We start from the raw sequence: 14,811 nt of genomic DNA, 5'->3' as shown, positions 1-14,811 counted from the left end.
CCTCGTTCCGTACACGACGTACGGCCGGCCGGTTTGGAGAGGCCGACCGGCCGCGGATACGCAACGACGGTCGCAGAGCGCCGACGAGCCCGGCAATGGATTAAAGGACCCGCGAGTTGGACTAATCGATCACCGGGAGGCGGACGGGGTACGGCCCGGGCGCACCCCGTTGCGCTGCCCCACGGAGCGCAGCGCGCCCTCCAGCGCGAACGTGGCCGCGCCGAGGCACACCGGGTCGGTGGGGATGGGGGAGAGGACGATCTCGGCGGCGGCGAACGGCCGCCCGAGCGCATGCCGCCGGACGGCCTCGCGGACCTCGCCGAGCAGCGGTTCACCGAGCCTGCGGGCGACCCAGCTGCTGAGCACCACCAGTTCGGGGTTGAGCAGGTTGACCAGGTTGGCGACCCCGGCGCCGATGTACCGGGCCGTGTCGCGTACCACCTGGACCGCGACCGGGTCACCGGCCGCCACACCCCGCGCCAGCGCCTCGATCGTGGCCGTCTGGTCATCGGGGTGCAGCAGCGGGCTGTCCGGGCTCGACTCGCGCAGGTTCAGCATGATGCCGGGCGCGCCGACATAGGTCTCCACACAGCCGTGGTTGCCGCAGTGGCACGGCCGCCCGTCCAGGACGAGCGTGGTGTGCCCCCACTCCCCGGCGCTGTTGCTGACGCCCCGGTGCAGCCCGCCGCCGAGGGCGAGCCCGGCGCCGACCCCGGTACCGAGGTTCACCACCACCGTGTCGCCGCGCCCGCGTGCCGCCCCGAACCACTGCTCGGCCACCGCGCAGGCGCGCAACGGATTGTCCAGGTGGAGCGGGTAGGCGATGTGTTCGGAGAGCAGGTCGAGCAACGGCACGTCGTGCCAGTCCCAGTTGGGCGCGTACTCGGCGATGCCCGTGTCCCGCTCCACCTGCCCGGGCGCGCTCACCCCGACGCCCAGCACCCGCGCGCCCTCCACCCCGGCCTGCGCCACCACCGAGCCGACGGTGGCGGCGACATGGCTCACCACCTGCTCGGGCCGGTGCTCGCCGGGGCGCATGTCCTCCTCGGCGCGGGCCAGTACGTTCAGCGCGAGGTCGAACAGCTCCACATGGACGTACGTCTCCGCGATGTCGACGCCGATCAGCGCGCCCCCCGAGGCGTTGACCGCCACGAGTCCCCGGGGCCGGCCGCCCGCCGAGTCCTCGAAGCCGACCTCCGTGATCATCCGCAGGTCGAGCAGCTCGCCGACGAGCGTGGCGACCGTGGCCAGACTCAGCCCGGTGACGGACGCCAGCTCCTGCCGTGAGGTGGGAGACTCGGCGATGATGTGCCGCAGCACCTCGTAGCGGTTCGCGGTGCGGATGTCCCGTGATGTGTGCTTCACACGGCGCAAGGCTATGGGCTGCGGCAGGCTTTCGACAAGGTATTAGGAAAAGGGCTTTATTAAGTCCGTGAAATTGGTTTCCGTCACAGAGCCAGCGCATCGTGGACGAAGGGATTGGCGAACTTCCCCTCGGGGTCCAGGCTCCGGGCCAGTGCGCGGAAGTCCTCGAGGCGCGGGTAGCGGCCGCGGAGCACCTCGCCGGGGACGGTGTGCACCTTGCCCCAGTGCGGACGCGGCTCGAAGGGCGCCAGCGCCTCTTCCAGCCGGTGCACCGCGGGGAGTACGGCCGTCAGGTCGTCGACCCAGGTGAAGTGCAGGGCGACGGAGTCCCGGCCGTGGGCGGGGCTGAGCCACTGCGGATCGGCGGCGATCGTCCGCACCTCGCAGGTCAGCAGAACGGGGGAGACCGCCTGCCGGACGGCTTCGACCGCGTGCAGTGCCTCGACGGCCGCCGGCCTCGGCAGCAGGTACTCCGACTGCAACTCGTCCCCGCTGCTCGGCGTGAACTCCGCCCGGAAGTGCGGCAGCCGCTCGTGCCAGGGCCCCGGCACCCCGAACTGCTCGGTGCAGTTGCCCGCCGGCATGCCCGGCACCGGGTGCATCGCCTCCGTCGCGGGCGCGGCCCAGCCGAAGTCCACGGCGGGCCGGTCGGTGCGCCGCTTCACCCACACCTGACGGAAGCCGGGCTCCCGCCAGTCGGTGAACAGGCTCACGCTGTACCCGGCTCCGGACACGGCCTCGAAGTCAAGCCCCGCCAGCGGCAGCTCGACGTACACCGTCTGCGCGACCTCGTAGGCCGGTTCCAGGTCGAGGGTGAGCGCGGTGACGACCCCGAGCGCGCCCAGCGAGGTCACGGCACCCTCGAAGCGGGCGTCGCCACGTGCGATCGTCTCCGTCGAACCGTCGGCGAGGACCAGCTCCACCTCCCGCACGGGCGCCGCGAGCGACCCGTTGGCCACCCCCGAGCCATGGGTGCCGGTGGCCACCGAACCGGCCACCGAGATGTGCGGCAGCGAGGCCATGTTGGGCAGCGCCAGACCGTACGCGTCGACCGCGCGGGCCAGTTCGGCGTACCGCACCCCGCCCGCGACCCGGACCGTACGGGCCGCCGTGTCCACCTCGATCACCGGCGGCAGCCCGGCGATCGAGACCAGCAGGCCCTGCGGACCCGGGTCGGCGATGCGGTTGAAGGAGTGCCCGCTGCCCAGCACCCGCACCCGCGCACCGCCCGCCACCAGCGACCGGAGCGCGTCGAGCGAGTCCGGGCGGTGGAACTCCTTGGCCGTGTACGTGATGTTGCGCGCCCAGTTGGTGACCGTCTGCGCCGGATCCGTCATCGCTGTCTTCCCATCCCTGTGGTCCCCGCCGCTCGTCCGTCGGAGAGTGCGTGTGCATTGACCCTCTCATTCGCCGAGACCTACGGTAGAGACCGGTTGCTATCCGCGCGTCACCGAGCCGGAAGGTCACTTCCTTGCCCGAGCGTCCCCAGGCAGTGTTCGCCATGACAGCCCAGAACGTGCCGCACATCTTCCCGCCGGAGGTGCTCGCACGACTGCGCGCGTGCGTAGAAATCGATCCCACTCTGGTGGTGGACGACTTCACCGATCCCCGGGCCCGGGAGACGCTCGCCCGCGCCGAGGTCCTCGTCACCGGCTGGGGCTGCCCGACCCTGGACGCGGCGGCCCTGGACGCGGTGCCCGCACTGCGCGCCGTGCTGCACGCGGCCGGCTCGGTCAAGGGCTTCACCACGCCCGAGGTGTGGAAGCGCGGCATCCTCGTCTCCTCGGCGGCCGCCGCCAACGCGCTGCCCGTCGCCGAGTACACCCTCGCGATGATCCTCCTCGCCGGAAAGGACGTCTTCGCCTTCCGCGACCTGCTGCGCACCCGGCGCACCTACCCCTACGGCGGCATCGTCCCCGGCATCGGCAACTTCCACCGCCGCGTGGGCGTCGTCGGCGCCTCCCGCATCGGCCGCCGCCTCATCGAACTCCTGCGCCCCCACGACCTGGTGGTGAGCCTCGCCGACCCGTACGTCGACGAGGCGGAGGCCGGCCGGCTCGGTGTGCCCCTGCTGCCCCTTGACGAGCTGCTGCGCACCTCGGACATCGTCACCGTGCACGCCCCGCAGACCCCCGAGACCCGCCGTCTCGTCGGCGCCCGCGAACTGGCCCTGATGCCGGACGGATCGGTGCTGATCAACACCGCGCGCGGCTCGCTCGTCGACCACGACGCCCTGGTCGAGGAGCTGCGCGCCGGCCGCCTGACCGCGATCCTCGACGTCACCGACCCCGAGCCGCTGCCGGCCGGCTCCCCGCTCTTCGACCTCCCCAACGCCTTCCTCACCCCGCACCTGGCCGGCTCGCAGGGCAACGAGCTGGCCAGGCTCGGGCTCACCGTCGTGGCGGAGGCCGAACGGCTGCTGACCGGCGACGGCCTGCGGTACGCGGTCGACCACTCGGTCCTCGAACGGGCCGCGTGACGACCGTCTCGTAGGGTGACCTGAACACATGACGAAGGAGAGCCGAGCGGTGGCGAAGCGGACACAGCCGGCGCCGAACGGGGACGCCTCGACGGTACGGGACGTGGCCGCGCGGGCCGGGGTCTCCGCGTCGACCGTCTCCCGGGTGCTGGGCGGCACCTACCCGGTGGCCGCCACCACCCGCGCCAAGGTCCTGAAGGCGATGCGCGAGCTGGACTACGTGGTCAACGCGCATGCCCGCGCGCTCGGCGGCGCCACCAACAAGACGGTCGCCTTCGTCGTCGACGACGTCACCGGCCCCTTCTACGCGCACATCGCCCGCGGGGTCGAGGAGCAGGCCTCGGCGGAGGGCCGGCTCTGCATGCTCTGCACCACGCACGGCGACCCGCGGCGCATCCTCGCCGTCGTCGAGACCATGCGGGAGCAGCGGGCGGACGCGGTGATCGTGGTGGGCGGCGCCCTGGAGGACAAGGCGTACCACGACCGTATGACCCACTTCGCGCACGCCCTGGACCGGGCGGGCTCCCGGCTCGTCCTGGTCGGCCGGCCGCCGCTCGGCCCCGGCGTCCCGGCCACGGTCGTGGACTACGACAACGAGGGCGGCGCCTTCGCCCTCACCAGCCACCTCCTCTCAGGCGGCCACCGGCGCATCGCCTACCTCGGCCGCGTCCCGGGCCTCTCCACCAGCGCCCAGCGCATCGCCGGCTACACCCGCGCCCATGAACTCCTCGGCCTGACCCCCGACCCGGACCTGATCACCGACGGCGTCTTCTCCCGCTCCTACGGCTACCAGGCGACCCGTGAACTCCTCACCTCGGGACGGGAGTTCACGGCGGTCTTCGCCGCCACCGACATGATCGCCTCGGGCGTGATCCAGGCCCTGCGCGAGTCCGGCCGCCGTATCCCCGACGACATCGCGGTCGCCGGGTACGACGACATCCCGGTCGCCCGGGACGTCTACCCGACGCTCACCACGGTCCACGTGCCCCAGGAGGAACTGGGCCGCGCGGCGGTCCGCCTCGCCCTGCACCGCGACGACCTGCCGGACGGGCAGCACCTGGTGCTGGGGACGCATGTGGTGCTGCGGGAGTCGACACGGCGGGCCGGCGGCAGCTGAGGAAGAGTGACGAAACATCACCGACCAGGACTAATCGCACGACGTGAGGGGACCCGGCACGGCCGACGCACGAGCGGGGGCATACCGTGAGGAGTCGAACGCCTGAGTCGGAAGGAGACACGGGATGGGCAGCCGTACCGCGCTGGTCGAGGATCTGATGGAGAGGTTCCCGCACGTACCGAGGGAAGCCGTCTTCAAGGAGGACCTGCTCCGGGGCGGTGTCGCCTTCGACCCGTCCGCCCTGAGCGACAACGAGAACGGCGAGGTCAAACCGAAGTCGTACTTCATCTTCTCCTTCGACCACGGCACCCTGCCCGAGCTGGGCGAGGCCGCACTGCGCCGGCCCCCGGAGGAGATCATCCTCACCGGCGGCCCGTACGACCTGCGGCGGACCGTCGTGTCCGTACGCGTGAACCCCGCCTCGCCGTACCGCGTGGCCGCCGACGAGGAGGGGCTGCTCGGGCTCTACCTCGACGGCAAGCGGATCGCCGACGTCGGGGTGCCGCCGATGCCGGAGTACTACCGGCACAAGCTCGCCAGCGGGAAGTCCGTGATGGAGGTCGCCCCGACCATCCAGTGGGGCTACCTGATCTACCTCACGGTCTTCCGGGTCTGCCAGTACTTCGGCGCCAAGGAGGAGTGCCAGTACTGCGACATCAACCACAACTGGCGACAGCACAAGGCCGCCGGCCGGCCGTACACGGGAGTGAAGGACGTCGACGAGGTCCTGGAGGCCCTGGAGATCATCGACCGGTACGACACGGCGAAGACCTCCACCGCCTACACCCTCACCGGCGGCGCCATCACCTCCAAGCTCCAGGGCCGTGACGAGGCCGACTTCTACGGCATGTACGCCAAGGCCATCGAGGAGCACTTCCCGAACCGCTGGATCGGCAAGGTCGTCGCCCAGGCGCTGCCCAAGGACGACGTCCAGCGCTTCAAGGACTACGGCGTGCAGATCTACCACCCCAACTACGAGGTGTGGGACGAGTACCTCTTCAAGATGTACTGCCCGGGCAAGGAGCGCTACGTCGGCCGCGACGAGTGGCACAAGCGGATCCTCGACTCCGCCGACGTCTTCGGCGCGCGCAACGTGATCCCCAACTTCGTGGCCGGTGTGGAGATGGCCGAGCCGTTCGGGTTCAAGACGGTCGACGAGGCGATCGAGTCCACCACCGAGGGCCTGCGCTTCTTCATGTCGCACGGCATCACGCCCCGCTTCACCACCTGGTGCCCCGAGCCGACGACCCCGCTCGGCAAGGCCAACCCGCACGGCGCCCCGCTGGAGTACCACATCCGCCTGCTCCAGGCCTACCGTCAGACGATGGAGGACTTCGGCCTGTCCTCGCCCCCCGGCTACGGCCCGCCCGGCCCCGGCAACGCCGTCTTCTCCGTCAGCTCCTTCATGGACAGCCTTCCCGCGGAGGAACCGACGAAGGTGTAGCTTCCTTCCCGGGCCACCGGACACAGGAGGGCGTCAGGCGGACCGCCGGCGCCCTCCTTGGCGTTCCGGAGGGTGTCGGCCGGGCTTCCCCGCCTCCCTCCGCGGCGACCGCGCTTGCCTCCAGGGCATCGAAATTCGAGAGACTGACGAGGACGCTGAGTCGGAATGCGGTTGCGGTGCGTATAGGAGGTCGGAGTTGTGGACCACGGTGGACACGAACGCGTTCTCCGGCCGGACCGCGATCCACGGCCATGCACCCGCATCGGCCGTCAGCGCTCCTTTCGCCCGGTACGGTGACCGCGAGGATCCCGCGCGGTCGGCACACCCGGTGCGGGCGCGCGACGGGTGGGGGCGGGTGGTGGCCGAGGCGCGGTCGGGCGGCTGAGCACGGCGGTTGACGTGACACCGGGGGCCGGTGGTACGGGTGACGGGGACGATCCGTGGCACGACCACCGGTAACCGGTATTGAATATGCCGCTTGTCAGTTGTGCAGGAGACGTGAAAAGCTCGGGTCCTGCCGCGAGGTTCCCCCCAACTCCATTGCCGATGTGGTGAGTTGACCTCGCTTTCGATGCAGGAGACCCATGCCCGACCTGCCGATCCCCCAGGACGCCGCCGAGGCAGCGCTGTTCTCCGAATGCTGGGACGCGGTGCTCTCCTACGCCGACCTGTGCACGTCCGGTTCTCTGACGGCCAATCAACTGGCCACCGAGGCCTTCGCCCTCGGTATGCGCGAGGCCCGTGACACGGACTTCACCCCCGTCCGCAGCCTCGGACGGCGCGCCGCCCGGCTGCCGATGATCCCGCTGTTGCTCACCGCCGTCCGCACCACGTCCTCCAGTTGGGAGGTCGAAGGGCTGGGCCACAAGCTCGACCCGGACCTCAGGCTGTGGCTCAACTCCGAGAAGGCCGCGCGATTCACGGGTCCGCCGTTGCAGCGGCCCGTCGCCCTGCGCGGCCTGCGCGACATGCAGGAGTCGGACGCCTCACTGCTGTGGCTGGCCGAGGTGGAGGCGCTGCCGCTGCCCTCGGTGGCACGCCGGCTCGGCATCGACCCGGCCGTCGCCGCCCAGGAACTGGAGCAGGTGCGCGGTCTGTTCCGGGACCGCTGCCATCGCGCGCACCTCGACACGCCGATGGCCGCCGAGTGCCGCAGCTACGCCCGCCTCCTGGACGCGGTCACCCGGTCCGCCGGGGCCGACACGCCCGAGGACCTCTCCCGGCACCTCGCCACCTGTGTGCAGTGCGCCGAGGCCGCCGCCTGTCTGCGGCTGCACGGCGGCGGACTGCCCGCGGCGCTCGCCGGCGGGATCATCGGGTGGGGCGGCCTCGCCTACCTGGAGCGCCGCCGCCGTGCCGCCGAGGTGCGGCTCGGCGTGGGCCGCCCAGGCACCGGCGACCACGACGGCGGCGACCCCAAGGAGGGCACCGGCCGGGGCCGGGTGCTGCGCCACGGGCTGCTCGGCGCGGCGGTCATGATCTCGCTGGTGGCGCTCGGCGTGTCGATGATGCCGATGGGCAACGGCTCCGGCGACGACACGGCCGCCGCCTCCCACGACGACCGCCAGCCGGTCGCCGACCCCGCCTCCGTGCCGCCCCCGTCCGCCGCCCCGACCGCGACCCACACGGCCTCCGCCGCACCGTCCTCCTCGGCCACCACGGGCAAGCCGGTCGACAAGAACCCCGACCCGGAGCCCCAGGGCACCTCCACCGCCACGGCGAGCACCGGCGGCAAGGCCACCGCCTCCGCCGCTCCCGCTCCCTCGCCCACGGAATCCGCGGTAGCCACCTGCCAGGTCTCCTACGACCTGGTCAACCAGTGGACCGACGGCTTCCAGGCCACCGTCACCGTCACCACCACCCGGGCCCTGGCCGGCTGGCGGGTCCAGTGGTCCTTCCGGGACGGCCAGAAGGTCACCCAGATGTGGGACGCTAGCGTCAGCCAGAGCGGCGGCCGGGTCACCGCCGACTCCGCCGACTACAACCAGTCGGTCGCCGCGAACGGCACCCTGTCCTTCGGCTTCCTCGGCACCTGGAGCGGCAGCAACTCCGCGCCGTTCGCCTTCACACTGAACGGCGAGTCCTGCTCGTCGAGTTGAGCCGGGCCGGCAGAACGACCGGCGGCCGGGTGGACCCAAGAGGATCGGTCCACCCGGCCGCTGACCGTACGTCAGAAGGTCGTGTCAGACACGCATGTCAGACACGCAGGTGAGACAGGTGTGTAAGACAGGCACGTCAGACACTCGTCTCAGCACTGCGACTTGTAGAAGTACTTGCTGACCGACGGGTCGTTCATGTTGTCCTTCGTGATCGCCACCATGTCGGTGCCGATCGTCTTGCTCACCGACTTGCCCTCGAAGGCGTCGGCGAGCTGGTCCACCGCCTGCCGGCCGATCGCCGCCGGGTCCTGGGCGACCAGCACCTGGAGGGTGCCCGCCTTCAGCGCGGCGACCTCGTCGGGCTCGGCGTCGAACGCGGCCACCTTCACCTTGCCCTGCTTGCCGGCCTGCTTCAGCCCGGTGGCGATGCCCGTACCGGTGTTGGTGTTGCCCGCGAACGCCCCGCCCAGGTCCGGGTGGGCGGCGAGCGTCGACTGGATCTGGGAGGCCGCGGTGGCCGGCAGGTCGTTGTCGTAGAGCGTCGGCAGCACCTTGATGTTCGGGTACTTGGCCATCTCCTCGGTGAAGCCCTTGATCCGGGCGTCCGTCGTCGACACACCGGGCTTGACGCTGATGACGATGACCGAGCCCTTCTCGTTCATCAGCTTGGCCAGCGCGTCGGCGGCTACCCGGCCGCCCTTCTCGTTGTCCGACGAGATCCGGGTGATCCCGACGGAGTCGTCGCTCACCGTCGTGTCCACCAGGGCCACCTTGGTGCCCGCCGACTGGATCTGCTTGAGCGACGGAGTCAGCGCGCTGGTGTCCACCGGCGAGATCAGCAGCCCGTCGGGCCGGGCCGCCGCCACCGAGTCGAGGAGCGGGCGCTGCACCGACACGTCCCACTGCGCGGAACCGTCGGCCGCGAAGTCCATCCCCTTGGCCTTGGCCTCCTGCTGCGCGGCACAGGTCATGGTGATGTAGAAGGGGTCGCTCTTCACCCCCGTGATCAGCCGGACCTTCTTGCCCTTGGCGCCGCCCGAACTCCCCGAGCCGCCACCGTCGTCCGACGAACCGCATGCCGAGGCCGCGCCGAGGGCCAGCACCGTGCCCACCGCGACCAGCAACCCGCGCCTGCTGCGAATGCTCCCCATCACAGAGTTCTCCTTGTCCTACGCGAACGAGTTGTCCTGCGCGATCGAGTTGTCCTGTGCGATTCCGTGCCGCGCGATGCGGTCATGCGCGACGGCGTCATGCGCGCTCCCGGGTCTTCCTGCGCATCTGGTCGATGTAGACGGCCACGACCAGCACCACGCCCACCGCCACGTCCTGCCAGTACTGCTGGACGCCGATCACGATCAGCCCGGTGGTCAGCACCGCCGGAATGAACACACCGATCACCGTGCCCAGCACCGAACCCCGCCCGCCGAACAGGCTGGTACCGCCCAGCACCACCGCGGTGATCACCTTGAGGTTGTCGGTGGAGTGCCCGGCGATCGACGTCGTGCCGTACGAGGCCAGCCACATCACCGCGCCGAGCCCGGCCAGCAGCCCCATCAGGCCGTACACCTTGACCAGATGCCGGCCCACCGGAATGCCCGCCCGCCGTACGGCGGTCGGATTCGACCCGATGGCGAGGGTGTGCTCGCCGAACCGGGTGGCGGCCAGCACCGCGCCGAAGATCGCGGTCACCACGGCGGCCAGGATCACCATCCAGGGGATCCCGAGCAGCTTGCCGAAGCCGAGGCTGTTCTGCAGATGTGTGGAGGACGCGCCGGCCGGGTCCTGGCCGCCGGTGGCGAGTTCGGCGATCCCCAGCGCCGCGCCGAGCCCGCCCAGCGTCACGATCAGCGGCGGCACCTTGCCGCTGGCCACCACCACGCCCTGCAGCGCGCCCCACGCCGTGCCCACGGCCAGCGCGATCACGACACAGAGCGCGACCGTGCCCCAGCCCGACGCCGGACCGCCGTGATGGATGTTGTACTCGCCCGCCGCGACCGCGGCCAGCACCAGCACCGACCCGATCGACAGGTCGATGCCCGCCGTGATGATCACGAACGTCATGCCGACGCCGAGCACCAGGTAGATGGCCGCGTTCACGGCGATCTGGGTGATGTCGTACGTGGTGAAGAACTTGCCCGGCGCCGCGATGGTGAAGAACACCACCAGGGCCAGGAGGATCACAAAGGTCCACAGTTCGTTGAGCGTTGCCGCGCGCCGGAGCCAGTCCGGCACCCCGGCACGGCTGCCGACGGCCACAGGGGCCTTCTCGCTCTCGGCCGTCATCGTGCGCCCTCCGCTTCCTTGCCCCCGTTCGGGCCGTCCAGCGACCCGGTCATCGCCCCGACGAGCTCCTCGATCGTGGTGTCCGCCGCGGTGTACGACGCGACGCGCCGGCCCAGCCGCAGCACCTCCACCCGGTCCGCGACCGACAGCACCTCGGGCATGTTGTGACTGATCAGCACCACACAGATGCCCTGGTCGGCGACCCTGCGGACGGTCTCCAGGACCCGGGCGCGCTGGACCACCCCCAGGGCGGCGGTCGGCTCGTCCATGAAGATGACCTTGTTGGCGAAGGCGACCGCCCGGGCCACCGCGACGGACTGCCGCTGCCCGCCGGACAACGTTGTCACAGCAGCTGTCACATCCTTGAGTTCCACGCCGAGTTCGGCGAAGGCCTTGACCGCCTCCCGGCGCATCGCGGGCCGGTCGAGGACGCCGACCCGCCCGAGCAGGCCGCCGCGTACGATCTCCCGGCCGAGATAGAGATTGGCCGCCGCGTCGAGATCCGGCGCGAGCGACAGATCCTGGTACACCGTCTCCACGCCCTGCCGCTGTGCGTCCATCGGCCCGGAGAACCGCACCGGCGCTCCGTCCAGGCGGAGTTCGCCGGCGTCGGGGGCGAGGACGCCCGACAGGACGTTCACCAGAGTGGACTTGCCGGCGCCGTTGTCGCCGATGAGGGCGACGACCTCGCCAGGGTATGCCGTGAAATCGGCGCCCTGGAGCGCCTGGACGTGGCCGAAACGCTTGACCACGCCATGTGCGGTGAGCAGTGGTTCCCTTGCAGAGGCCATGTTGTGCCTTCTGGTTGGTATCGTTAACAGCTTGGCTGATTCTTGGGGCGCTCGCAGCGGGGTGTCAAGGGTGGTGCAGCCGATCCGGGACCGGGTCCTCCGGCTTCTCAACTCCTCCTATTTGCACGTCTGTTGATATGCCGTCGAGTTGGTAACGTTAACGAGTCGACGCTCAAACGTGACGCAGGTGGAGGACGTGGCGTGGCAGCCACCCGGCCGACCATGAAGGACGTTGCCGCGGAAGCGGGCGTCAGCGCGATGACGGTGTCCCGGGTCGTCAACGGCGATGCGGCCGTCGCCCCGCGGACCGCGGCCCGGGTGGAGGCCGCGGTCCGCAAACTGGGCTACCAACGCGACGACGTGGCACGCCAGTTGCGCCGCACCCACGAACTGAGCCAGACCATAGGGTTACTCGTCGACGATGTCGCCGATCCCTTCATGGCCGCCGTCGCCTCCGCGGCCGAGGACGTCGCCCGGCAGCGCGGCAGCGTCATGCTCATCGGCTCCAGCCGCGCCGACCTGCGCCGGGAACGCGAGGTGATCGCCGCGTTCACCGCCCGCCGGGTCGACGGCCTGATCCTCACCCCGGCCGCCGGCAGCCACCGCTTCCTGCGGCCGGCCCAGGCACAGGGCACGAAGATCGTCTGCGTGGACCGGGCGGCGCCCGGGCTGAACGTGGACGCCGTGGTGGTCGACAACTTCGGCGCGGTGCGGGAGGCGGTGGGGCGGCTGGTGGCACACGGCCACCGCAGGATCGGGTACATCGGCGACACACCGCGGATCTGGACGTTCGGCGAACGTCGGCGGGGCTACCTGGCCGCGCTCGCCGCGGCCGGGATCGCCGCCGACCCGGCACTGGTCGGGGACGGCCTGCGGCCGGGCCCGGAGGCGGCCGGGGCCGTCACCCGGATGCTGGCACTGCCCGACCCGCCGACCGCCCTGCTGGCCGGCAACGAGATCCTCGCCTTCAGCGCCCTCACCGTCCTCCCCGCCGGCCTCGCGTTCGTCGCCTTCGACGACTTCGCACTCGCCGACCGGCTGACCCCGCCCGTCACCGTGATCGCCCAGGACCCGGTGGCGCTCGCGACCAGCGCGGCACATCTGCTGTTCGCCCGGATCCACGGCGACGTCTCACCACCGCGCACGGTGGTCATGCCGACCCGGCTGATCCAGCGGGGGTCGGGGGAACTGCCGGGACCGTTCGCCGCGTAGGGAGGCGGTGCGGTGACGGGGATGAATTCGGTCGCGGGGGCCGGGCGAAGTCCGGTGGCGGCGGGGCGGGCGGACCGCATGCGGAGAGCCGCTGCCTGCTGAGTGAACAGCGAGCCGCACGCCGGGGTTTCCCGGAGTCACCCGGCGATCACGGTGCTCGTCCGGCCGCCGCTCTCACACCCGGTCCGGAGCCCGTGCCGTCCTGGGCAGGTCCGGCTGGCGTGCCGTCGTCGTCCACCGGGTCAGCATCACCAGCGCCGTGCCCAACGCCAGGCCCACAGTGGGCAGTACGGGGAGCCGGCCGTCGGGCGCGAAGCCCTGTACGGCAAAGCGGCCCAGAGCGGTGATGTCCATGGCCAGGCCGAGCCACAGCGGCCAGGCATGCCGCAGGCCGACGTCCGGAGTGGTCCGCTCGTACAGCACGGCCAGCCCGCGTTCCAGGGGCCGGAGCGCGGTCACGACGCCGGCCAGCACGAGGCCGAGCACCAGCAGCCACGGGATCCGCAGCCCCCACCACGCGGCGGACCCGAGGACCGGCTCGGGCGCGAGGCCGGTCAGGTAGAACACGGCGGCGACGACCAGCACCGGCAGCATGTGCCACAGATACAGGGTCATGCTGGCCGCCCCCACGGGGCGCACCACGCGCCACACCCGCTCGCGCTCCAGCAGTCGCCGTACCGCCGGCGCGGCGAGGAGGCACAGCCCGACCTGGGTCACCACCCACGCCAGCATCGCGGCCGACGGCGGATCGGTGTTGCTGGGGTCCTGCCCGGTCACCAGGATCAGGCTGACCGGGAACGGTCCGAGGGTCACGAGCGCGGCAAAGGCCACCCCGCCGCCCGCCGCCATCACGAGCGGCAGGGGCCGACGCCCGGTCAGCAGACCGTCCCGCCAGCAGAAGCCCAGCTGGTAGGCGACACCCCACACGAGCACGTAGTCGAGCAGTCCCACATACGGCGCGTGCACCGTCACCACGAGGACGTCGGCCACCAGGGCAACCGCCCCCAGCACCGGCGGGACGAGGAGTCCCCAGCGCCGGTGTGCCGCGTACATCAGCGGCGTCAGGGCGCTGAGCAGCAGATACACCGGCAGGAACCAGAACTGCATGGCCATCGCCCATCCCACCAGCGACAGCGTGCCCGCGTCCACGCCGGCCACCGAACAGACACCGACGGCGAGCAGCACCAGACCGCTGTAGAGGCCCGTCGGCAGCAGCAGCCGCAGCGCCCGCCGCCCCAGCCACCCGGCGGCCGTCCCGCCGGCCGCCTGGGCACGCGGCCAGGAACCGCCCGCGGCATGGCCCCCGGCCAGGAAGAACAGCGGCATGATCTGGAACTCGAGCGTCAGCCACTGGGTCCAGGGCACGGTCGCCAACAGCTCCGGGGCGGTGATCTGTCCACCGGGCTCCCGGACCAGGGCTGTGATCAGCCAGTGGCCGAGGACCACCAGCACGATGGCCCACGCGCGCAGGAAGTCGACGTAGCGGTCTCTGCTCATGGGCCGTCATGCTGCCCGCAGCCCCGGCGCCATCGGGCCGGGAAGCCCATGCCGCAATCATTCCGTGCCCGGTACGACACCGTCCCCTGCGCCGGCGACCGGGTCGCCGTGGAACCCGGCGGCAACCCTCGCCGTCGAGGTCGACTAGGTGGCCGAGGTGCGGCGGCCGCCTCGGCGTCCGGAGTCGCGGCCGCCGGTGCCGGCGGCGCCACCGGTGGCTCCGCCGGCCGCCGCTCGTCGGCGGGAACCGCGGGCGTCCTTGCCAGCGGCAGTGCCGGTCGTCGCCCGGCGTTCGGAACCGCGGCCGCCCGCGCCGCCGGCACCACCCGTGGCCCCGGCGGTTCCCGCCCGGCGGGCAGAACCGCGCCCGCCGGTTGCGGAAGTGCCACCAGTCGCCGCCGCCCCGGCCGCGGCTCGGCGGTCCGAGCCCCGGCCGCCCGTCCCGGTGGCGGCACCTGTCGCCGCTCCGGGTTCGCCGCCGTTTCGGCGGCGGCCGGCCGCGGCGCGCGGGGAGTCGGCGCCGG

13 protein-coding genes are annotated in these 14,811 nt (G+C 71.7%); 6 read left to right on the top strand and 7 right to left on the bottom strand.

Annotated features, from left to right (window positions below; genetic code table 11):
* Positions 1–129 precede the first annotated feature (129 nt).
* Both ACFWXC_RS16935 and ACFWXC_RS16930 read right to left on the bottom strand, forming a co-directional pair.
* Positions 130–1,365: an ROK family transcriptional regulator gene (locus tag ACFWXC_RS16935; protein ID WP_384479362.1), complete on the bottom strand. Its 1,236-nt coding sequence runs from the start codon at positions 1,363–1,365 to the stop codon at positions 130–132.
* An 83-nt stretch (positions 1,366–1,448) separates the two neighbouring features.
* Complete coding sequence (locus ACFWXC_RS16930) at positions 1,449–2,702, bottom strand: FAD-binding protein (RefSeq protein WP_384479360.1); 1,254 nt, start codon at positions 2,700–2,702, stop codon at positions 1,449–1,451.
* Positions 2,703–2,836: 134 nt separating this feature from the next.
* Between ACFWXC_RS16930 and ACFWXC_RS16925 the strand changes: the two genes are divergently transcribed.
* The 5 genes from ACFWXC_RS16925 to ACFWXC_RS16905 all read left to right on the top strand — a co-directional run bounded on the left by ACFWXC_RS16925 (position 2,837) and on the right by ACFWXC_RS16905 (position 8,504).
* The gene (locus tag ACFWXC_RS16925; protein ID WP_384479358.1) at positions 2,837–3,844 is read left to right on the top strand and encodes a hydroxyacid dehydrogenase; all 1,008 of its coding nucleotides are present in this window, start codon (positions 2,837–2,839) and stop codon (positions 3,842–3,844) included.
* 49 nt (positions 3,845–3,893) lie between these two features.
* Positions 3,894–4,961: a LacI family DNA-binding transcriptional regulator gene (locus tag ACFWXC_RS16920; RefSeq protein ID WP_384479357.1), complete on the top strand. Its 1,068-nt coding sequence runs from the start codon at positions 3,894–3,896 to the stop codon at positions 4,959–4,961.
* Between the two features lie 124 nt (positions 4,962–5,085).
* A complete protein-coding gene (locus tag ACFWXC_RS16915) occupies positions 5,086–6,405 on the top strand; it encodes a radical SAM protein (RefSeq protein WP_384479355.1) in 1,320 nt (439 codons plus the stop codon).
* Between the two features lie 196 nt (positions 6,406–6,601).
* A complete protein-coding gene (locus ACFWXC_RS16910; protein ID WP_384479353.1) occupies positions 6,602–6,790 on the top strand; it encodes a hypothetical protein in 189 nt (62 codons plus the stop codon).
* Positions 6,791–6,989: 199 nt separating this feature from the next.
* On the top strand, positions 6,990–8,504 hold the full coding sequence (locus ACFWXC_RS16905) for a cellulose binding domain-containing protein (protein WP_384479351.1): 1,515 nt from the start codon (positions 6,990–6,992) through the stop codon (positions 8,502–8,504).
* Positions 8,505–8,653: 149 nt separating this feature from the next.
* On the opposite strand, the gene ACFWXC_RS16900 is transcribed toward ACFWXC_RS16905, so the two are convergent.
* The 3 genes from ACFWXC_RS16900 to ACFWXC_RS16890 form a co-directional block, all read right to left on the bottom strand.
* Positions 8,654–9,655: an ABC transporter substrate-binding protein gene (locus ACFWXC_RS16900; protein ID WP_384479349.1), complete on the bottom strand. Its 1,002-nt coding sequence runs from the start codon at positions 9,653–9,655 to the stop codon at positions 8,654–8,656.
* 97 nt (positions 9,656–9,752) lie between these two features.
* A complete protein-coding gene (locus ACFWXC_RS16895) occupies positions 9,753–10,787 on the bottom strand; it encodes an ABC transporter permease (RefSeq protein WP_384479347.1) in 1,035 nt (344 codons plus the stop codon).
* Complete coding sequence (locus ACFWXC_RS16890) at positions 10,784–11,578, bottom strand: ATP-binding cassette domain-containing protein (protein ID WP_384479345.1); 795 nt, start codon at positions 11,576–11,578, stop codon at positions 10,784–10,786. The genes ACFWXC_RS16895 and ACFWXC_RS16890 overlap by 4 nt, the downstream gene beginning before the upstream one ends.
* 201 nt (positions 11,579–11,779) lie before the next feature.
* Here ACFWXC_RS16890 and ACFWXC_RS16885 point away from each other — a divergent pair, with 201 nt between their 5' ends.
* Positions 11,780–12,790 (top strand): LacI family DNA-binding transcriptional regulator, encoded by a 1,011-nt coding sequence (locus ACFWXC_RS16885; protein WP_384479343.1) that lies wholly within the window; start codon positions 11,780–11,782, stop codon positions 12,788–12,790.
* A gap of 174 nt (positions 12,791–12,964) precedes the next feature.
* Here the strand turns inward: ACFWXC_RS16885 and ACFWXC_RS16880 are convergent, their stop codons facing one another.
* Positions 12,965–14,287 (bottom strand): acyltransferase, encoded by a 1,323-nt coding sequence (locus tag ACFWXC_RS16880; protein ID WP_384479341.1) that lies wholly within the window; start codon positions 14,285–14,287, stop codon positions 12,965–12,967.
* 144 nt (positions 14,288–14,431) lie between these two features.
* Positions 14,432–14,811: hypothetical protein (locus tag ACFWXC_RS16875; RefSeq protein WP_384479339.1), on the bottom strand; the 380-nt coding region annotated here is incomplete at its 5' end.

Source organism: Streptomyces sp. NPDC058683, assembly GCF_042716195.1.
Lineage (GTDB): Bacteria > Actinomycetota > Actinomycetes > Streptomycetales > Streptomycetaceae > Streptomyces.
Note: the sequence above shows the minus strand (reverse complement) of the source record. Positions and strands in the feature narration are given on the sequence as shown.